Origin of the sequence: Mycolicibacterium confluentis (genome assembly GCF_010729895.1) — a bacterium.
Taxonomy (GTDB): domain Bacteria; phylum Actinomycetota; class Actinomycetes; order Mycobacteriales; family Mycobacteriaceae; genus Mycobacterium; species Mycobacterium confluentis.
Map to the genome: position 1 here is coordinate 4,968,741 of NZ_AP022612.1, position 19,203 is coordinate 4,987,943.

Annotated in this window: 17 protein-coding genes; 5 read left to right on the forward strand and 12 right to left on the reverse strand. The window is 67.1% G+C overall.

The window, feature by feature from the left end; all coding sequences use genetic code 11:
- Positions 1 to 50 precede the first annotated feature (50 nt).
- The 10 genes from G6N34_RS23445 to G6N34_RS23490 all read right to left on the reverse strand — a co-directional run bounded on the left by G6N34_RS23445 (position 51) and on the right by G6N34_RS23490 (position 11,772).
- Positions 51 to 1,094, reverse strand: a complete 1,044-nt coding sequence (locus G6N34_RS23445; protein WP_085151925.1) for an acyl-CoA dehydrogenase family protein — start codon at positions 1,092 to 1,094, stop codon at positions 51 to 53.
- Positions 1,091 to 2,263 carry an acyl-CoA dehydrogenase family protein gene (locus tag G6N34_RS23450; protein ID WP_085151926.1) on the reverse strand — a complete coding sequence of 391 codons (1,173 nt, stop codon included), beginning with the start codon at positions 2,261 to 2,263 and terminating at the stop codon, positions 1,091 to 1,093. The genes G6N34_RS23445 and G6N34_RS23450 overlap by 4 nt, the downstream gene beginning before the upstream one ends.
- Positions 2,260 to 3,189 carry an acyl-CoA dehydrogenase family protein gene (locus G6N34_RS23455; protein ID WP_085151927.1) on the reverse strand — a complete coding sequence of 310 codons (930 nt, stop codon included), beginning with the start codon at positions 3,187 to 3,189 and terminating at the stop codon, positions 2,260 to 2,262. Before G6N34_RS23455 ends, G6N34_RS23450 begins: the two co-directional genes overlap by 4 nt.
- Positions 3,186 to 4,328, reverse strand: coding sequence for an acyl-CoA dehydrogenase family protein (locus tag G6N34_RS23460; protein WP_085151928.1), 1,143 nt, complete (start codon positions 4,326 to 4,328; stop codon positions 3,186 to 3,188). Before G6N34_RS23460 ends, G6N34_RS23455 begins: the two co-directional genes overlap by 4 nt.
- 24 nt (positions 4,329 to 4,352) lie before the next feature.
- Positions 4,353 to 5,528 carry a CaiB/BaiF CoA transferase family protein gene (locus tag G6N34_RS23465; RefSeq protein WP_085151929.1) on the reverse strand — a complete coding sequence of 392 codons (1,176 nt, stop codon included), beginning with the start codon at positions 5,526 to 5,528 and terminating at the stop codon, positions 4,353 to 4,355.
- Positions 5,521 to 6,459 (reverse strand): SDR family NAD(P)-dependent oxidoreductase, encoded by a 939-nt coding sequence (locus G6N34_RS23470; RefSeq protein ID WP_085151930.1) that lies wholly within the window; start codon positions 6,457 to 6,459, stop codon positions 5,521 to 5,523. Before G6N34_RS23470 ends, G6N34_RS23465 begins: the two co-directional genes overlap by 8 nt.
- Positions 6,437 to 8,305 carry a flavin-containing monooxygenase gene (locus tag G6N34_RS23475; RefSeq protein ID WP_085151931.1) on the reverse strand — a complete coding sequence of 623 codons (1,869 nt, stop codon included), beginning with the start codon at positions 8,303 to 8,305 and terminating at the stop codon, positions 6,437 to 6,439. The genes G6N34_RS23470 and G6N34_RS23475 overlap by 23 nt, the downstream gene beginning before the upstream one ends.
- Positions 8,302 to 9,483, reverse strand: coding sequence for an LLM class flavin-dependent oxidoreductase (locus G6N34_RS23480; protein ID WP_085151932.1), 1,182 nt, complete (start codon positions 9,481 to 9,483; stop codon positions 8,302 to 8,304). The genes G6N34_RS23475 and G6N34_RS23480 overlap by 4 nt, the downstream gene beginning before the upstream one ends.
- Before the next feature lie 61 nt (positions 9,484 to 9,544).
- Positions 9,545 to 10,918: an aromatic ring-hydroxylating oxygenase subunit alpha gene (locus G6N34_RS23485; RefSeq protein WP_085151933.1), complete on the reverse strand. Its 1,374-nt coding sequence runs from the start codon at positions 10,916 to 10,918 to the stop codon at positions 9,545 to 9,547.
- The gene (locus G6N34_RS23490; RefSeq protein WP_085151934.1) at positions 10,915 to 11,772 is read right to left on the reverse strand and encodes an SDR family NAD(P)-dependent oxidoreductase; all 858 of its coding nucleotides are present in this window, start codon (positions 11,770 to 11,772) and stop codon (positions 10,915 to 10,917) included. Before G6N34_RS23490 ends, G6N34_RS23485 begins: the two co-directional genes overlap by 4 nt.
- Positions 11,773 to 11,949: 177 nt before the next feature.
- On the opposite strand from G6N34_RS23490, the gene G6N34_RS23495 reads away from it, so the two are divergent.
- The 5 genes from G6N34_RS23495 to G6N34_RS23515 are packed head-to-tail and all read left to right on the forward strand — an operon-like array spanning position 11,950 to position 18,115.
- Complete coding sequence (locus tag G6N34_RS23495; RefSeq protein WP_085152192.1) at positions 11,950 to 13,542, forward strand: SMP-30/gluconolactonase/LRE family protein; 1,593 nt, start codon at positions 11,950 to 11,952, stop codon at positions 13,540 to 13,542.
- A 6-nt stretch (positions 13,543 to 13,548) separates the two neighbouring features.
- A complete protein-coding gene (locus tag G6N34_RS23500) occupies positions 13,549 to 14,292 on the forward strand; it encodes a GntR family transcriptional regulator (RefSeq protein ID WP_085151935.1) in 744 nt (247 codons plus the stop codon).
- Complete coding sequence (locus G6N34_RS23505) at positions 14,289 to 15,851, forward strand: AMP-binding protein (RefSeq protein WP_085151936.1); 1,563 nt, start codon at positions 14,289 to 14,291, stop codon at positions 15,849 to 15,851. The genes G6N34_RS23500 and G6N34_RS23505 overlap by 4 nt, the downstream gene beginning before the upstream one ends.
- Before the next feature lie 12 nt (positions 15,852 to 15,863).
- Entirely contained in the window at positions 15,864 to 16,649 is a 786-nt protein-coding gene (locus tag G6N34_RS23510; protein ID WP_085151937.1) for an SDR family NAD(P)-dependent oxidoreductase, read from the forward strand.
- Entirely contained in the window at positions 16,646 to 18,115 is a 1,470-nt protein-coding gene (locus G6N34_RS23515) for an AMP-binding protein (RefSeq protein WP_085152193.1), read from the forward strand. Before G6N34_RS23510 ends, G6N34_RS23515 begins: the two co-directional genes overlap by 4 nt.
- A gap of 1 nt (position 18,116) precedes the next feature.
- Here the strand turns inward: G6N34_RS23515 and G6N34_RS23520 are convergent, their stop codons facing one another.
- Positions 18,117 to 18,674, reverse strand: coding sequence for a hypothetical protein (locus tag G6N34_RS23520; protein ID WP_234812886.1), 558 nt, complete (start codon positions 18,672 to 18,674; stop codon positions 18,117 to 18,119).
- 113 nt (positions 18,675 to 18,787) lie between these two features.
- Positions 18,788 to 19,177 carry an STAS domain-containing protein gene (locus tag G6N34_RS23525; protein ID WP_085151938.1) on the reverse strand — a complete coding sequence of 130 codons (390 nt, stop codon included), beginning with the start codon at positions 19,175 to 19,177 and terminating at the stop codon, positions 18,788 to 18,790.
- Positions 19,178 to 19,203: the final 26 nt, after the last annotated feature.

Here is a 19,203-nt window from a genome sequence, read left to right on the forward strand (position 1 = left end):
GCCGCAAATCGCGTACAAGAGGGGGCGCTCGCGGGACCCAAACCGGCCGCTCAGCGGGTCTGCGTGAGGAACGCGCGATGCTCGCTGGGCCCGCCGAACAACGCCCGGTTCAGCGTCGCGCGCTTGAGATAGGTGTGAATGCCGCTCTCCCACGTGTAGCCGATGCCGCCGTGCAACTGCATGGCCTTGCCCGCGACCTCGACGGCGGCCTCACCGCAGTACGCCTTGGCCTTGGCGGCAGCCCGTGATGCGTCCGGATCACCTTGGGCTACAGCAACACTGGCGGCACTGACCAACTGCCGCGCGACCGTCACCCGCACCAGCATGTCGGCGCATGCGTGCTTGACGGCCTGAAATGAGCCGATCGGACGGTCGAACTGCTCGCGCACCTTCACGTAGTCGACGGTCGCGTCCAGCATCGCGGCGGCCACGCCCAAGCTGTCGCACGCCAGAGCCACGCAGGCCCGGTCACGCACTGCGCCGAGAACAGACACCGGGTCACCGGCGAACGTCAGCACCTCAGCAGGCACTGAATCCGCGGACACCGTTGCCAGGCTGCGGGTCTCGTCGAGCACGGCCTGATCAACCACCGAGAGCTGCTCACCCTGTGCCGCTGCCACCACGACATCACCGTCAACGCCGACAGCAGGCAGCAGCACCCCCGACGCGCCGACGACATCGGACACGAACGCCGCACTGCCGCTCACACGACCAGCGCTGTCCACCCTGAAAGCCGGTTCAAAGTCGCGATGTTCACCAGAGATCACAGTCGCGACACCTGCCGTTCCCGCCGCCAGCCCGGACAGTAGCCGGTCGCGTAAACCACTGGGCTGCAGCTCATTCAGCAGTCCCGCGCTGAGCACCGCGGCGCCGAGAAATCCGCTGGCAACAGCGACGCGGCCCATCTCCTCGCCGATGATCGCGACCTCACGGAACGTCGCACCCGCGCCCCCGAAGTTCTCGCCGATCTCCAGTCCGGTCCACCCGGCCTGCGCCAGCACGTTCAGCGCCACCGCGCCGCCGCGCTCCTTGCCCAGCAGATCACCGGCGACCGAACGAAGTTCGTCATGAAGGTCACTGAAATCGAGGGTCATCGAACGCTCGGCTCCCGCGGCAGGCCGAGACCACGCTCAGCGATGATGGTGCGTTGGATCTCGCTGGCGCCGCCGGGAATGGTCCATTCCCACGACCCGATGAAATCCAGCACCCACGCGCCGGATTCCCATCCACTCGACGGCGGTTTGGTCAACACGGTGTGCGCGGCCACGCCACCGATGTCGACCGCGAAGTCGGTCATACGCTGCAGCAGTTCGCTGTAGTACAGCTTGACGATCGAGGCATCCGCCGCACCGGACGTGCCGGCCTCGCTGCGTTCCACCAGATCTCGGCAGAGTCCTCGCAGCCCGTCGATCTCGATCTCGAAGGCGCTCAGGCGATCCTGGACGGCGGAGTCGTCGATCGACCGGCACGCATCCACGAGCCAGCGGAACCCCGCATGACCCAGGCGCTCGGCGAGTTCCAGCATCGTCATCCCGCGCTCGGCGCCCAGCGTCGCCTGCGCGACCTGCCACCCGGCGTTCTCCGCTCCCACCAGGTTCGCGGCCGGGATCTCGACGTCGTTGAGGAATATCTCGCAGAAGTGTGACTCGCCGACGGCGTTGCGGATCGGGCGGACGTCGATTCCCGGTGTCGTCATGTCGAGCAGGAAATACGAGATGCCCTTGCGCTTGGGCGCATCGGGGGCGGTGCGCGCGAGCAACAGGCACCAGTCGGCGTGCAGCCCACCGCTGGCCCAGAGCTTCTGGCCATTGACGACGTAGCGGTCCCCGACCTTACGGGCCGTGGTCCGCAGGCTCGCCAAATCCGATCCCGCCTCGGGCTCGGAGAAGCCCTGCACCCAGATCTCACCGTCCAGGATCGCTGGCAGGTGCCGACGACGCTGCTCCTCGGTCCCGGCCACGAGCAGCGTCGAGGCGGCATGGTGGATGCCGACGAACGCCAGCACCAGGCGTGGTGCATCGTGGCGGGCCAACTCCTGGTACAGCACGATCTGCTCGGCGACCGACATGCCGCCACCCCACTCGGCGGGCCAGTGCGGCACCGCATAACCCGCGGAGTTCAGTTCGGCGAACCACGACTTCTGAAAGGCCACGAACTCGTCGTCGCCGACACCGGTCTGGCGCGCCCGCCAGTCGGTGGGCACATGCTTGGCGCACCAGGTTCGGACGGTCTGGCGAAACTCCTCCAGCGCAGCGTCGGTCATGCCGAGTACAACCCGCTCAGACCGCGGCCGTCGACCCGGCCGGTCAGCAGATCACGCGTCGCCGAGAGCCCGAACGGCAGGCGCCGCAACGGTTGGCTGTACCGCGACAGCCACGACAAGGTCGTCTCGTCGCAGAACCCCACCGCTCCGTGGAGTTGATGGCACACGCGGAACACCACCTCGGCCGCCTCGATCGCGGCCATCCGCAGGGCGAGCGCATCGTCGAGTGCGACATCGGTCGGCACCCCCGAAGACGGCCCGGCACTCCACAGCGCATGCTTGGCCAGGATCTCGACGCCGCTGCGCTCGACCTCGGCGTCGGTCAACTGGAACTGCACACCCTGGAATCCGGACAGCGGCTGCCCGAACTGCTGACGCAGCTTGACGTGCGCCACGGTCAATTCCAGTGCGCGGTCCATCATTCCGAGCAGCGTCCAGCACGGCAGCACCAGACCGAGCGCCACCAGATCGCCGCCCACCGCGTCGACAGACGACAACGAGAGTTCCGCAACGAAGACGGGGCGAACGGCCGAGGTGCCCACGACGGTGCTTCGCGCACCGTCGAGCGTCACGGCCTCCCACGGCCCGTCGACCAGGGCTATCGGCGCGGACGGGTTGTTCTCGGCGACCACCACCAGGCCCGCCCCGCCCGGGGTGGCACTGGACAGTCGTTCGGCCACCGGATACGGCAGCGCCCAGTACCCTGCGCTGCGGCACAGCGCCGCCGCGGCCTCAAGACTGTCGGCGTCGGTCCTCGGGTCCAGATCCCACGCCCCCAGTTCGGCCAGCACCGGGCCGACGAGTGCCTCGCGGGTGTCGGGTTTGGCCTCGGCCTGCTGCAGCAGTTGATCACCACCGGCGACCTCGAAGGCACGCTGTGCCTGCCGCCCGAATTCGGCTGCCTCGTCGCTGAGTTCGAGGATCATGATGCCGCCAACAGGGCACGCGACAGCAGGATCCGCTGCATCTCGATGCTGCCCGAGGAGACCGTGGACGCCTGGGAGTACCGCCAGTGGTCCTCGACCTCTTCGCGGAATCTGCGCACCGCGGGGTCGGTGACGTCAGCCGCGGCCACGATCTCCATCAGCACCTCGGCGCTGTCCTGGTCAAGCTTGGTCACCGCGATCCGATAGCCCGAGGCGTCCCCGGGGCGCACCTGCCCGGCGCTCTGCAGCGACACCAATCGATAAGCCAACAGGCGCGCCCGACGGCAGTGCACCAGCATGCGAGTCCATCTGGCGCGCAGCTCATCCGGCAGCTCGGCCCAGGCCGAACCCAATGCCGAAGGAGCGGTCTGCAGCAGCTTCTCGCATCGTGCGTAGCGGGCGATGCCGACGCGTTCGAAGGACAGCACGTCCTGCACGATCGACCACCCCGCACCGACCTCGCCCAGCACGTCGGCCTCGGTGACCCGCAAGTCGTCGAAGAAGACCTCGTTGAGATGGTGAGGGCCCATGATGCAGCGGATCGGCCGCACCTGGATCGCCGGGTCCGACATCGGCACCAGGAAGATCGTCAACCCCTTCTGCTTCTTGTCCTCTTTCGAGGTGCGGGCCAGCAGGAAGCACCACTGGGCCATGGTGGCGTACGACGTCCAGATCTTCTGACCGCTGACCAGCCACCCGTTTCCATCGTCGGCGGGGCGTGCCGTGGTGCGCAGCGACGCGAGGTCGGAGCCGGCCTCGGGTTCGGAGAATCCCTGGCACCAGATCACCTCCCCGGCTGCAATGGGCGGCAGGTGCTTGCGCTTCTGCTCGTTGGTGCCGTGCCGCATCACGATCGGCCCCACCCAGTTGACGCCCATGTACTGCGCACCCCGGGGTTCGTGGTGCGCCCACATCTCCTCGCGCACCACGGTCTGCTCCCACACCGAGGCATCTCTGCCGCCGTACTCCTGCGGCCACGACATGCACAGCAGTCCCGCATCCGCCAGTGTCCGGCAGAACTGCTGTGCGGCAGCAAGATCCGCCGGGTTGTCGGTGAACGCGCCCATGAAGTCTTCGGGCAGGTGCGCGCCCACCAGGTCACGCAGTTGTGTGCGCAGCGCCGCGGCGTGGGCACCCATGTCGAAATCCACTGTGTGCGTCCCCTATCCCGATCCCGCTGCGGACTCGGCGTCGGTGGTGGTCGGGCCCAACTCATGCAGCACCGCGGCGGTGTCTGCACCCAATTCCGGTGCCGGGCCCCGCACGTGCCCGGGGGTGCGGGAGAACCAGGTCGGCACACCCGGGAACCGTACGGGACCATGCGGCGTCTGCACGGTTTCGAACAGGCCGACGGCGGCCAGATGCGGATCATCGAACAACGCGTCCGGTGTGCGGATCGGCGCCGCCGGGATCTCGAGTTCGTTGAACAGCTTGAGCCATTCGTCGGTGGTGCGTTCCTTGAGCGTCTGTGCCACCAGTCCATAGACCGTGTCGATCTGCCGTGCCCGGCGTTCCAGCGTCGCGTACAGGTCGCTGTTCCACGTCGGTTGGACGGCCTCGATGAACGCATTCCAGTGCTTGTCGTTGTAGATCAGCGCCGCGATGTGCCCATCCTTGGTCTCATACGGGCGGCGGTTGGGCGCAACGGTCCTCGGATAGACGGCGGGTCCGAGTGGAGGGTCGAACATGGCGCCGTTGGCATGCTCGACCAGCATGAACGAGGCCATGGTCTCGAACATGGGGACCTCGACCTCCTGCCCCTGGCCCGTGCGCTCGCGGTGGAACAGCGCCATCATCGTCGCGTAGAGAGCGGTCAGGCCGGCGACCTTGTCGGCCATGATGGTGCCGACGTAGTTGGCCTCGCCCGTCAACTGCTCCTGGACGGCGGGGATCCCGCATTCGGCCTGAATGGTGTCGTCGTAGGCGGGGCGGTCAGCTTCGGGGCCGCGTCTGCCGTACCCGTAACAGTTGGTGTAGATGATGTTCGGGTTGATCGCCGCGACCTCGTCGTACGAGAAGCCCAGCTTGTCAACCGCCTTCGCGCGCATCGAGTGGATGAACACATCCGCGGTGCCGATCAGCGCGCGCAGCGCGTCCCGGCCGGCGTCAGTGCGCAGGTCGAGCACCACGCTGCGTTTGCCGCGGTTGACGTTGACGAACACGCCGCTCAATCCGGGTGCGGGTCCCACCGAGATGTACCTGGTGTTATCACCCTGCGGCGGTTCGATTTTGATGACGTCGGCGCCCATGTCGGCCATGATCTGCGTGCAGTATGGGCCCATCACCATCGCGGTCAGGTCGACCACGCGCACGCCCTGCAGCGGCCCCGGGCTAGTCATGGGACACCGTCTGCGCGGCCATGCCGAAGCTGTACCGGATGTGGTCAGTGTGCCCGTCCGGGACCACGGGGAACACGACCTGCTCCGCGGTGTCACGGATGGCGGCCATCTCCGCCGCGACCTCTTCCATGGTCCACGACGGACGGTGGACGCCCTGCGTCTCAGCGATGTAGGCGCGGGCCACCCGGCCTGCGATGGCGATCAGGATCTCGCCTGTGACCGAGCAGGTTTCGTGCGCGAGCCAGCCGGCCGTAGGCGCGACGAGGTCGGCGCCCATCGGCGGATACGCCGACGTGTCGAGGCCTTCGGCCATGCGGGTGACGGCCCCGGGCACGATGACGTTGCACGTGACGTTCGCCGCCGCACCCTCGAGCGCCGCGACGTTGGACAGCCCGATGATCCCGGCCTTGGCCGCGCCGTAGTTGGCGACGTCGTGGTTGCCGTAGAGGCCACCGATTGAGGACGTCAGGACCAGGCGGCCGTAACCTGCCTGCGTCATGTGCGCGAACGCGGGGCGGACCACATGGAAGGCCCCGCGCAGGTGCACATCAAGCACGGCATCGAAGTCCTCGTAGGACATCTGCGCCAGCGGGGCGCGACGGACGTTGCCCGCGTTGTGAATCAGGATGTCGAGCCGGCCGTAGTTCTCCAGCGCGGCGTCGATGATCGCCTTTCCGCCCTCGGGAGTCGCCACCGACGCCGAGGAGGCGACGGCTTCTCCACCGGCCAGGATGATCTCCTCGACCACCTCCTGCGCCGGTCCGGTGTCGGCGCCCGCACCGGTCAGCGATCCTCCGACGTCGTTGACCACCACCTTGGCCCCGCGCGACGCCAGCAGCAGCGCGTACTCGCGGCCCAACCCGCGGCCCGCGCCGGTGACGGCGGCGACCCGGCCGTCGAACCGCAACTCAGGTGCGGAGGACGAGACCATCGAGGTCGCCCTTGTCACGCCACTCCCGCAGCAGCTCACCGAACGCGTAGAAGCCGGGACCGTACGGTTCGCCGAGGTGCGAACGGATGCCCTCACCCGCGTCCTCCCCCTGGCCTCCGCCTTCGTTGTTGTAGTACCCCGGTGTGCACTCGGCATCAAACGCCGAGGTGTCGACCGCGGTCTCACGAATCGTGGCGCCCCAGGCGGCCTGGGCCTCCTCGGTGGGTTCGACCGTGGTCGCGCCACGGTCCAGCGCTTCGGCGATGATGTACGCGATGTGCTCGCCCTGCAGTTCGTAGTTGGCCGAGATGTTGGCCGAGATTCCCACCTGGGTGAACCCGGTGAAGAACTGATTTGGGAAGCCTCGACTGGTCATTCCGTGCAGGGTCCGATAGCCGTGCGCCCAGTTGTCGTACAGCGACACCCCGTCCCGGCCCTCGACGGTGTCGATCGCATAGCGACGGCTGATCTCGGTCGTGATCTCGAACCCGCTCGCGAAGATGATGCAGTCGACCTCGAACTCCTGCCCGTTGGCCACGAGTCCCTTGTCGGTGATCCGTTCGACACCCTTGGTCTCCGAGACGTCCACCAGCGTGACGTTGGGGCGGTTGAACGTCTGCAGGTAGTCGTCGTTGGAACATGGCCGCTTGCACAGGAATCGGTAGTACGGCTTGAGCGACTCCGCGGTGTCCGGGTCGTCCACCAGGGCCTCGATCCGGCGGCGCAACCGCTCCATGAGCTTGTAGTCCTCCTCCTCGCGGATGCCCATGAACTGCTCGGGCGTCATCGAGGCGGGGTCGGGCAGTGCCAGCACGCGGGCAGCGGTGTTGCGGCCCAGCTCGGTCCAGAAGTCGCACACCAGGTCGGGTTGGCCCAGCGCCATGCCCTCGAACGTCCAGGAGTGGAAGTTGCGCTGGCGCTCCTTCTGCCACCCGGGTTGCAGGTTCTTCGCCCACTCCGGGTCCGTCGGCGAGTTGTTGCGCTCGTCGACGGTCGACGGTGTGCGCTGGAAGACGTAGAGGTGCTGGGAATCTCGGCCCAGGAATGGCACCAACTGCACGCCGGTGGCACCCGTGCCGATCAGGGCGACCTTCTTGTCGGCGAGCTTCTCCAACCCGCCGCTGGCGTCTCCGCCGGTGTAGTCGTAGTCCCACCGCGAGGAGTGGAAGATGTGTCCGCCCGCGTCGACGAACTCCTTGATGCCCGGGATGCCGGGAAGTTTGGGCCGGTTGAACGAACCGGAGGCAAGCACCACGAAACGGGCGCGGATGTCGTCACCGCGGTTGGTGCTGATCCGCCAGCGGTTGATGCTGTCGTCCCATTTCAGGTCGCGGACCTGGGTGGAGAAGATCGCGCCGTCGTACAGGCCGAAGTGCTTGCCGATGTTGCGGCAGTGCTGGTAGATCTCGGCGCCGTCGGCGAACTTCTTGCTCGGTATGAAGTCGAGCTCTTCCAGCAGCGGGACGTAGCAATAGGATTCGTTGTCACACTGGATTCCCGGATAACGGTTCCAGTACCACACCCCACCGAAGTCGCCGCCCTGCTCGATGATGTGCACATCCTCGACGCCGGCCTTCTTCAGGTAGGCGCCGCACAGCAGTCCCGCGAAGCCGCCACCGAGGACGGCCACGTCGATGTCGGTGTCGATCACGTCACGCTCGACGAACGGCGTGTGGGGGTCGGCCTCGGCGAATCCCGCGTATTGGCCCGTGGTCTCGATGTACTGCTTGGAACCCTCCTTGCGCAGGCGCTTCTCGCGCTCGGCGCGGTACTTGTCCCGCAGGGCGTCGATGTCGATGTCGGTGGGCGTCTCGGTGGGACCGCAGCCGTTCTCAACGGTCGTCATGCGTTGGCTCCCTCCGGCAGTGCGGCGGCGTGCAGGGGCGCCGCCATCTCATGCACGGCGGGCAGCACCTCCTGTGCGAACAGCTTGACGCTGTCCATGGCGTCCTCATAGGGCATGGTGCCGAACTGCGGGACGATGGTGACCTCGGAGAACGAGCACGCCTCCTGCGCGGCCTTGAGCTTCTCGAACACCACCTCGGGGGTCCCGATCAACAGGTTGGAGGCGTGGTATCCGGGCGGGCCGCCCTTCTTCTGGTCGCCGGTCACCGCGGACGCCAGCACCGCGGTCGCGGTGGCCTCGCGAGCCGCGTAGGACTCATAACCCTTGACGCCCTTGAAGTTCGACGCGTCGGCGAAGCCGTAGTGCACGTTGACGTCACGGTTGGCGGTCCAAATCCACTCCTCGGTCAGCGCCGCGAGCTTCTCGTCCTCCTTGGGAGTGCAGTACATGAACATCACGTTCTTGGGCTGACAGGGCTCGAAGCCCTCCTCGGCGCGGAACGTGTTGACCTTCCGCACCTCTTCGCCGGCATCCCAGATCGGCTTGTTGCCGACGAACAGCGGCACCATCCCGCGTCGGGACAGGATCTCCAGCGATTCGGCCGTCGACGACGAACTGTAGATCCGCGAGAACAGGTCCTTGCTGATCGGTTCGGGGCGCAGTGACATCTCGGGGAAGGAGAAGATCTCACCGTCGTAGGAGAACCGCTCACCGCTGAAGGCCAACTCCAGGATGTCGAGCGTCTCGTTGAACCGCTGCCGACTCTGCTCGCGCGGCACGCCGACGGCATCGAACTCACTCTTGGACACCCCACGGCCAATGCCGATCGTGTTGTAGCGGCCGTTGGAGACGATGTCGAGGTAGGCGATCTGGTGCGCCAACCGGACCGGATTCCACCACGGTGCCACCGCGACGAACGTGCCCAGGCTGACCCGCTCGGTGCGGGCAGCGAAGTAGGTCAACGCCTGAATGGGGTTGGGCGTCATGCCGTATGGCGTGCCCTGGTGCTCGGGGAACCAGATGCCGTCGAAGCCCAATGGCTCCGCGAGATCACCGAGCGCCAGCGCGGCCTGCACGCATTGGTAGTCCGGCGTTGCCGGTGGGCTGCTGAAATCCCCGGCGAGTACGCGCTCCCAATCGCGGGAGTTCTGCGCTCCCGTCCCCAGATTGACTTTCATGCTTCTCCTTCGTTTTGGGCGCGATAACCGGCGGTGAGTTCCGGAAAGCGCGCCGAAGTCGCTAGCGGGGGCGCGGCTCGCCGGTGCCCATGTACTTGGACAGTTGGTGGTGCAGGTTGACGGTGCTGCGTTCGCGATATGGGTTGGGCAGGGTGCCCGGGAAGCCCGCCGACTTCATGCCCTGCTGCACGGCCGCCATGTTGGAGAAGTCCTGGGGCAGCACCGACAGCCAGTTCGGGCTGTCCTGCGGGGTGTACTCCCATTCGGTCTGTGGTTCTTGACCTTTCGGGTACAGCTCCAGGGTGGCCACCTCGAAGATGCACTTGTTCGGGTCGTAGCTCGGGTCGGGCCGCGCGCTGTAGCACAGCGCGGTGGTCAGGCCCTGGCCGATCTGGAAGTTCGGGAAGATCTGCCAGGCAGTGCCGGCCTGTCCGAGGATGTCGGCCGGAATGGTCGGCCAGACGACACCGCGGGCCTCGTCGTCGCGCCGGGCCGAGGACAGCCAGTGTTCGAGCACCTTGTCCGGCGGCGTGCCCTCGGGCAGCTCGTCGACCAGGCGCTTGGCGGCGTTCACCAGCGTCTCGGTGGTGGTCGCGTTGGTCTGCTCCCAGGTGTACATCTGCATCTCCGCGGTGGAGACGCGGGGGTCGTCACCGGTGCCCAGGCGGATCTTGGACTTGGTGGCCTCCATGTTCTTCGGGGCGTCGTAGCCGATGTTGCTGTGCTTGCCCTGCGCCTTGGCCCAGCCCTTGAATTCGCCGAACTTGTTGAACTCCGGGTGCGTGGTGAACACGTGGTAGGTCTCGTTGAACGCCTCCAGCGCGACCTTCCAGTTGCAGTCGAAATACAGCCATTTTCGCCACTTGCAGCGCATGTTCTCCAGCCCGAACGGGTCGAGGATCTTGGCGGCGGGGAACAGGTAGTCGGCCAGCGGTTCGCAGTCGGGATCCATGTTGATCCACAGCCAGCCGCCCCAGGTGTCCACGCTGACCCTGGCCAGATGGGTGTTGGCCGGTGTCAACGTGCCTTTCCAGTCGTCCTGCTCACGGATGTGCGTGCACGCCCCGTCCAGTCCGTAGGTCCACCCGTGAAACCCACACACAAACGACTTGCGGGCCCGTCCCACAGCGTTCTTGGCTCCGGCAGGCACGTCGATAAGGCGACGGCCGCGGTGCATGCACACGTTGTGATGGGCCGCGAACTCATTCGGCCCGGTGCGCACCACGATGATCGAGTCGTCGAGGATGTCGTAGGTCAGGTAACTCCCGACCTCGGGCAGGTCCTCGACGCGGCCGACCTGCTGCCACACCTTGCGCCACAGCCGGTCCCGTTCTGCGCGGGCGTACTCCGGTGAGATGTAGGCGTCGACCGGAATGGTCACGGGCTCTGACAGTTCCTCCGCGTGATCGATCGCGGGGATCTCGGTGTCGGTCACGTTGCCTCCCAACTGGTTATGGCCGCACGGAACGATTCGTCCTTGAGGAACAGCGACGTGTTGTCCGCGCCGAGATGTGTCCAGCGCAGGTTCAGTCCCCCGTCGACCAACAGGGTCTGTCCGGTGATGTAGCTCGACAGTTCCGAGAGCAGGAAGAGGATCGCGCCCGCCTGCTCCTCGGGCCGGCCACGGCGTCCCATGGCGATCGCGCGACGATCGCGGTCCGGGTCGGCGTCGACGTAGGTGCCCGACGCGGGGGTCTCGGTGACGCCGGGTGCGACGGCGTTGATGCGAATGTTGTCCGCGGCCAATTCGACGGCCATGGTGCGGGTGGCCGCGACGACGGCGGCCTTGGCGGTGCCGTAGGCGACGTGGAACGGCGCGGTGTTGATGCCGCTGATGGAGGAGATCGACACGATCGAACCGGGCAGCGCGCCGGCGCGCAGTTCGGCGGCCACGGCCTGGCTCATGAAGAACATCGTCTCGAGGTTCTGGGCGAACAGTGCGCGCCAGTCGGACCGGCTGACCCGGGTGGACGGCATCCAGGTCTGCGGCCCGGCGCCCCCGGCCACGTTGACCAGTCCGTACATCTGGCCGTCGGCATTCCGGGCGGCCTCGAGCGCGGCGTCGATGCCCTCATCGGTGCCCGCGTCAGCGGCGACCGGGATGACCTTCAGCCCCTCATCGACCAGCGGTGCGACGTGCTGATCCAGGTTCTCCTTGGACCTGCTGACCGCGACGACGGTGGCGCCCGCACCGGCCACCATCCGAGTGACCGTCGTGCCGATGCCGCCACCAGCGGCGCCAGACACGATCACCACGCGGCCGTCCAGCCCCAACAGCTCGTTCGTCACAGACCTCACCCGTCAGCACCAGCCGCTAATTGTCTGGACATAAAATGCGTGTGCACTCATTTGAGAACATCATTCTCTACAGTTCGTCCGCCCGTCAAGACCGAAATTCACCCCATGCAGACGCTATTGTCTGGACCAGACTGGATTGATAGTGTCCGAGCCGTGAATGCCGGACAGATGACCCGCTCAGGCCCATTTCCGCAGCACTCCGAAGCGGCCGCCGGATGGCGGGTGGACCGGCTCACCCCGCCCAGTCGACTGTTCGGCGCCAACGGCTTGCGTACGGGCCCGGACGGCCGGGTCTACGTCGCTCAGGTCACCGGCAGTCAGATCAGCGCGGTGAACCTCGGCACCGGCGACGTCGAGACGGTCAGCGCCAAGGGCGGCGACATCGTCGCGCCCGACGATGTCGCCTTCGATCCGTCGGGAGCGCTGTACGCCACCGAGGTCATGAACGGTCGAGTCAGCGTGCTCGACATGTCCGGCTCAGGCCGGTCCCGCGTGCTTCGCGACGACATGCCATGCGCCAACGGCATCACGTTCCACAACGGCCGCCTGTTCGTCGGTGAATGCCGCGAAGGCGGTCGGATCTTCGAACTCGACCTCAACGGCGGCCAACCGCGACTGCTGCTGGACAACGTCCCCTCCCCCAACGCCATGGAGGTGGGCCCCGACGGACTGCTCTACTTCCCGGTGATGGGCGCCAACGAGATCTGGCGGATCGATCCCGACGGCGGTCAACCCGAAACCGTGGCCACGGGCCTCGGCGTGCCCGACGCGGTGAAGTTCGACAGCGCCGGGAAGATCGTCTCGACGCAGGTCGCCAGCGGCCAGGTGCTGCGAATCGACCCGCGCACCGGTGAACAGAGCGTGCTGGCGACCCTGTCGCCCGGGCTGGACAACCTGACCTTCGCCGACGGCCGCCTGTTCGTCTCCAACTTCACCGGTGAGATCACCGAAATCCTCGACGGCCGGACCGACACGCTGCTGCCCGGCGGGCTCAACTGGCCGTTGGACCTGGCCATCGGAGCCGACGGCCAGTTGTACGTCGCGGACGGCACCTACTTCTACGTGCTGCGCGATGGGACGCTGCACACCGTCGGGATGCTCTTCACCCCTGGGTATCCCGGGTTCCTGCGCGGCCTGGCGCCCGCGGGCCCCGACGAGTTCGTGGTGACCACTTCCGGCGGTCAGGTGGCCCGCTTCCGGCCCGCTGCGGGTGAAACCGATTACCTGGCTGACGGTTTCGATCAGCTCTACGGCGTGGACCTGACCCCAGACGGTGCGGCCGTGGTCGCCGAATTCGGCACCGGGCGGCTGCTGTCGGTGCAGGGCGCCGACGTTGAGGTGCTGGCGACAGGCCTGCAGGGACCGGTCGGTGTGCTGGTCGAATCCGACGGTTCGGTGCTGGTCACCGAGTCCGGTGCGGGCCGGGTGACGCGAGTGTCGTCCGGCACGACCAACACCGTGCTCGACGGCCTCGTGACGCCGCAGGGCATCACGACACGCAGGGGTCGCGTCTTCGTCGTCGACGCCGGCACCAAGTCGGTGGTCGAATTCGATCCCGCCAGCGGGTCATCCAGCGTGATCGCCGCGGGTCTGCCGGTGGGCGCCGCACCGGGAGTGACGCCCAAACCCCTGCTCGGCATGCCGCCGTTCTCCGGCCCACAGGGCCCCTTCGCGGGTATCACCGCCGCCCCCGACGGCACCCTGTACGTCTCGGCCGACGGTGACGGCAGCGTCCTGGCACTGCGCCCGGTCGGCACCTGACACCCCATGACGACGCAGAACTCCTCGACGGATCCCCGCTACCTTCAGGTGGCGCGCGTGCTGCGGCAGGAGATCGTCGACGGGATCTACCCTGTCGGCTCGCAGCTCCCCACCGAACATGCCCTGTGTGAACGCTTCTCGGTGAGCCGCTACACCGTGCGCGAGGCGTTGCGCCGACTGCGCGACGACAACCTGATCGCGTCGCGCCCCCGCGCCGGCACGATGGTGGTGCCCCGCACGTCGACGAGTTCGTACGCCCAGGACGTCATGTCGATCGACGACCTGATGGCCTTCGCGACGGGTGCGCGCTTCGTCATCAACGCCAACAAGATGCTGACCGTGGACGCCGACCTCGCGGCGCGCACCGGTCTGACGGTCGGCGAGGAGTGGCTCGCGGTCGGTGGCTACCGGCAGGTCGAGGGCGCCCCCAACCCGGTGTGCTTCACGGAGTACTACATCAATCGGTCGTTCGCGGCCGTGGGCCGAATGCTGCAACGGCACAACGGCCCCATCTTCCCGCTCATCGAGGACATGTTCGGCCGCAGCATCGTCGAAGTGCACCAGGAGATCTCGGCCGTGCTGATGCGCACCGACCTGGCCGCACGCCTCGATGTGGACCCCGGCACGGCCGCCCTTGAGGTGCGCCGCACCTACACCACCTCTGACGGTGAAACCGCGCAGGTCACGATCAACACACATCCGGCGTCCCGCTACCGCTACTCGATGACTCTGCGCCGGGTGAAGGGATGACGCGGGTGCCGGTCACCGAGGACATCCGGGAGTCAGCACATCGGCACGAATGGTGGGTGTCGACCACACTGGCCGACACGCTGCGCGAGGCCGCCGAGGCCACCCCGGACCGCGTCCTGATCGTCGACGGGGACGTGCGTCTGGACTGCGCGACGCTGCTGCGCCAGGCCGACACCCTGGCGCAGGCACTCGTGGCCCGGATGCCGGTGGGCAGCGTGGTGTCGTTCATGCTGCCCAACTGGCACGAAGCCGCCGTGGTCTATCTGGGAGCGACGTTGGCCGGCATGGTGGTCAACCCCATCCTGCCGTCGCTGCGCGACCACGAACTGCGGTTCATCCTGGACGACGCCGACTCTCGAATGATCTTCGTGCCCTCCGAGTTCCGCGGTCACGACTACGCCGCCATGCTCGCCCGCGTCGTCACCGAGGTGAGCGACCCCCCGGAAGTCGTGGTGGTGCGCGGCGACGGGCACATGCCCTACGCCGACCTGTTCCGCGATTCGGGCACCGGCCTGCGGCTTCCACAGCTCGATCCCGACGCCGTCCGTATGATCCTCTACACCTCGGGCACCACGGGCCGCGCCAAAGGGGTGCTGCACAGCCACAATTCGCTGCACGCACTGATCTGCCAACTGCGCGACAACTGGCACATCACACCCGGGGATCGTTTCCTGGTGCCGTCGCCGATCGCGCACATCGGCGGGTCCATCTACGCATTCGAGTGCCCGCTGCTGCTGGGTACCACCGCGGTGCTCATGGACAGATGGGACGCCGACGACGCGGTGGCGCTCATGACCGCACACCGCTGCACACACATGGCCGGTGCCACGCCGTTTCTGACCCAACTGCTCGACGCCGCGCGCCGCGCCGGAACCAGGCTGCCCGATCTGAAGGTCTTCATCTGCGGCGGCGCCTCAGTGCCACCGTCGTTGATCCGCAGTGCGACGGAGTATTTCGACCGCGCTCTGGTCAGCCGGGTGTACGGGTCCACCGAGGTGCCGGTCACCACGGTGGGCGCGTGCACGCCCGGTGACACCGACCACGCCGCGGACACCGACGGCCGCCCCGGCATCGCCGACGTCGTGATCATCGACGGCGAGATCAGGGCCCGCGGGGCGCAGATGCTGCTCGGGTATCTGCATGCCGAGGACAACACCGAGGCCTTCGACACCGACGGCTACTTCCGCACGGGAGACCTCGGCGAATGGGTCGACGGCGACTACCTCATGGTGACCGGACGCGCCAAGGACATCATCATCCGAAACGGTGAGAACATCTCTCCCAAAGAGATCGAGGACATCCTCATCACCGAACCCGGCATCGCCGAGATCGCGATAGTCGGACTGCCCGATCCTCGCACCGGCGAACGCGCCTGCGCGGTGGTCGTACCCGACGGCTCCCCGCCCGACCTCGCACGCCTGCACGACGTCCTGGTGGCCGCCGGCGTGGCCCGGTTCAAAGTCCCCGAACAGGTGGTCGTCTGGGATGCGCTTCCCAAGAACGATGCGGGCAAGGTACTCAAACACCGGATCCGGGCGGCTCTGGCCGAGCCGAACTGAGAGGAACAACCCATGCAGGTAGCGATAGTCACGGGAGCCAGCAGCGGCATCGGATTCGGCTGCGCCACAGCGCTTGCCCAGCAGGGGATCGCCGTCCTGGGCACCGGCCGCGATGAGGATCGGCTGGCGGCCCTGCGCGATGCGGTGGCGCAGAGCACGGGCGACCCGGACCGGGTGGGCACCATCGCGGTCGACCTCACGGCCGACGACGCGCCCACGCGGATCGTCGAGGCTGCGATCCAGCGCTGGGGGCGCATTGACTTCCTGATCAACAACGCCGGCGTCGGAAGCCCCAAACCGCTACACGAGACCGACGACGAATCCCTCGATCACTTCCTGGGTCTCATGCTGCGGGCGCCATTCCGATTGGCGCGCGACGTCATTCCGCACATGCGGGAGGGGTCGGCGATCATCAACATCACCTCCACGTTCGCCGTCGTGGGTGGCCTGCGTGGAGGCGCCTATTCGGCGGCCAAGGGTGGGCTGACCGCGCTGACCACGCACATCGCGTGTCAGTATGGGCCGCAGGGAATCCGCTGCAACGCCGTCGCCCCCGGGGTCACCATCACTCCAATGGTCGAGCACCGCCTGGAGGACGAACGCTTCCGCAAGATCAACACCGAGATGACCCCGCACCAACGTCTCGGCCGGGTCGAGGACATCGCGTCCACGGTGGCCTTCCTGTGCTCGCCGGGTGGCTCATTCATCAACGGGCAGACCATCGTGGTCGACGGCGGGTGGAGTTCGACCAAGTACCTCTCGGACTTCGCACTCGATTCTCAGTGGGTGCCCCGGTGAACATCTTCGGCGTGCTGGACAACGCAGCCACGCGTTTTCCCGACCACGGCGCGGTGTACCTCGGCACCGAGCAGCAGTGCACATTTTCCGAACTTCGCGACCGCGCACTGCGATTGGCGTCCTCGCTGCGGCGGTCCGTCGCACCCGGCAGCCGGGTCGCGCTCGCCAGTGAGAACCGGCCCGAACTGCTCGAGGTGTTGTTCGGCATCTGGGCCGCCGACTGCGTCGTCGTGCCGATCAATTTCAAGCTGCACCCGCGGGAGATGGTCGACATCCTGGGGGACTCCGGTGCCGCCGCGGTGTTCGCCTCCCCCAAGATCGCCGAATCCCTGTCGCCGTTGGCCAACACCCCCATTGACGTTTTCGGCACCCCGGCCTATCTCGACCGCTTCGATGCCGAGCCTTCGTCCGGACCGTCGGCGGATCCGTCCGCGCTGGCATGGCTGTTCTACACCAGCGGCACCACCGGCAAGTCCAAGGGCGCGATGCTGTCCCACCGCAGCCTCACGGCGATGACGCTCGCGCACCTGGCCGACATCGACTCCCCCGACCACAACTCGAGCCTGATCCACGCCGCGCCGATGTCACACGGTTCCGGGCTGTACATCCCGGCCTACGTCTCACGCGGTGCGCGGCAGGTCATTCCGGCCTCCGGCATGTTCGACGCCGACGAGTTCCTCAACCTGTGCAGCGCGCATCCCCGCTGCGCCGCGTTCCTGGCTCCGACCATGGTGCAGCGGCTGGTGGACACCGGCCGGTCAGCGCCCGACAACCTGCGCACCGTCGTGTACGGCGGCGGACCGATGTACGTCGACAGCCTCAAGAAGGCCATGGCGGCATTCGGGCCGATCTTCGCCCAGATCTACGGACAGGGCGAGTCCCCCATGACGATCACCGGGTTGCCCCGAGCCGACCATGTGTCGGCCGACGACGCGGTCCTCGGCTCGGTCGGCTACACCCGTTCGGGCGTCGAGGTCGAGGTCGTGGGCCCGGACGGATCCCCGCTCGGGCCCGGCGAGATCGGCGAGATCGTGTGCCGCGGCGATGTCGTCATGTCGGGGTACTGGAACAACCCGACCGCAACCGCGGAGGCGCTGGCCGGGGGTTGGCTGCACACCGGGGATTTGGGCTCCTTCGACAACCGCGGACACCTGACCCTGCGAGACCGCTCCAAGGACGTGGTGATCAGCGGTGGAAGCAACATCTACCCACGCGAGGTCGAGGAGGTTCTGCTCGAACATCCCGACGTGCGCGAGGCCTGCGTCGTCGGAGCGCCCGATCCGGAGTGGGGCGAGATTGTGGTCGCGTTCGTGGTCGGGACGGCCGACAAAGGTGTGCTCGACGCCCACCTGCTGGAGCGGATCGCCCGCTTCAAACGTCCGAAGCGCTATCTGTTCGTCGATGACCTGCCGAAGAACAGCTACGGAAAGGTGCTCAAGCGCGAATTGCGTGCTCGTCTGGGCTGATTCACCACTCGCGGTGGGGCGTGCCGATCGCGAAGAACTTCTCGGTGCGCCCGACGGCACCTGACGCCGCCGAGGCGAGCGCCAGGGCGTGGCTCTTGAACGCGCGCGCCGCCGCGGTCAACGGATGCTCGACCGGTTCAACCTCGGTGCCCTCGCTGACGGACGCCGGCGTCATGTCGCCCCAGAAGGACACCTCGACGGATCGCCGACGCAGGGCCGCCGTGACCTCTCGGTTGACGCGCCGATCGCCGGTGAAGATGTCGGCGGCGACCGCGATCGCGTCAGGACGCAGACCGCACGCTGATTCCAGGGCCACGTCGAGGTTGTATGCCCGCGCACCCAGGATCTCCAGCGGACGCACGGTGGGACTCGCGTCGTCGAGGCCGGGGATCAACACGCTGACCTCCCACCCCGCCATCACGCGGTCGAACAGCCAGCCGCCCGAGTACGCGACCGCGTCGGCGACTGACGGCGCAAGCACGGCAAGCTGATACTTCAGCGAGTTGCCGTCGGCAGGGCCGGAGATGGGTTCGTCCTGCACGACTGGCACGGCTGTCATCGATCGAACCTCCCGTTTCGGGCGCGATGTTCCCGATAAGGAAGCGTGACATTCAGGCCTTGATATGTAAAGTCACGATTTGGCCGCGCGGAGTCGGCAGTGGGCAGGCTGGATCAGCCGGCGATCCGCTCCGGGGCCTCGTCGACGGTGGGCACCAACCCCTCGGGGTCGCACAGTGCCAGTACGCGCGACACCGCCGGGCCCGGCATCAGCGACCAGTCGACCGCGGTTCGCGCCAGGTCAGCCCTGATCGCGTACAGCGCGGTCATGCCATCAAGCGCCAGGAAGGTCACACCACTGAGGTCGAGCAGGACTGAGGAACAACCGTGCGCAAGCTCCATCACGTGGTCGGCGAACAACCGCGCATTGGCAGTGTCTATCTCGCCGGTGGCAGTGATCATCGAGAAGTCCGCCCTGCGCCTCCCGACGATCGATAGACGGCGGTGCGGAGTCGTTGCGGTGACGAGGCAGGCGGGAAGCTGCCCAAGACGAGCAACAGTCATATCCCACCTCCCAGGTGACGCCGATC

Bases quoted from the DNA above. Each gene is read 5' to 3' on its own strand.
- G6N34_RS23510 (WP_085151937.1), top strand. From the start codon at position 15,864: ATGCAGGTAGCGATAGTCACGGGAGCCAGCAGCGGCATCGGATTCGGC.
- G6N34_RS23450 (WP_085151926.1), bottom strand. From the start codon at position 2,263: ATGACCGACGCTGCGCTGGAGGAGTTTCGCCAGACCGTCCGAACCTGG.
- G6N34_RS23460 (WP_085151928.1), bottom strand. From the start codon at position 4,328: ATGGGTGCCCACGCCGCGGCGCTGCGCACACAACTGCGTGACCTGGTG.
- G6N34_RS23495 (WP_085152192.1), top strand. From the start codon at position 11,950: ATGACCCGCTCAGGCCCATTTCCGCAGCACTCCGAAGCGGCCGCCGGA.
- G6N34_RS23470 (WP_085151930.1), bottom strand. From the start codon at position 6,459: ATGGTCTCGTCCTCCGCACCTGAGTTGCGGTTCGACGGCCGGGTCGCC.
- G6N34_RS23505 (WP_085151936.1), top strand. From the start codon at position 14,289: ATGACGCGGGTGCCGGTCACCGAGGACATCCGGGAGTCAGCACATCGG.
- G6N34_RS23520 (WP_234812886.1), bottom strand. From the start codon at position 18,674: ATGACAGCCGTGCCAGTCGTGCAGGACGAACCCATCTCCGGCCCTGCC.
- G6N34_RS23525 (WP_085151938.1), bottom strand. From the start codon at position 19,177: ATGACTGTTGCTCGTCTTGGGCAGCTTCCCGCCTGCCTCGTCACCGCA.
- G6N34_RS23500 (WP_085151935.1), top strand. From the start codon at position 13,549: ATGACGACGCAGAACTCCTCGACGGATCCCCGCTACCTTCAGGTGGCG.
- G6N34_RS23465 (WP_085151929.1), bottom strand. From the start codon at position 5,528: ATGACTAGCCCGGGGCCGCTGCAGGGCGTGCGCGTGGTCGACCTGACC.
- G6N34_RS23445 (WP_085151925.1), bottom strand. From the start codon at position 1,094: ATGACCCTCGATTTCAGTGACCTTCATGACGAACTTCGTTCGGTCGCC.
- G6N34_RS23455 (WP_085151927.1), bottom strand. From the start codon at position 3,189: ATGATCCTCGAACTCAGCGACGAGGCAGCCGAATTCGGGCGGCAGGCA.
- G6N34_RS23475 (WP_085151931.1), bottom strand. From the start codon at position 8,305: ATGACGACCGTTGAGAACGGCTGCGGTCCCACCGAGACGCCCACCGAC.
- G6N34_RS23480 (WP_085151932.1), bottom strand. From the start codon at position 9,483: ATGAAAGTCAATCTGGGGACGGGAGCGCAGAACTCCCGCGATTGGGAG.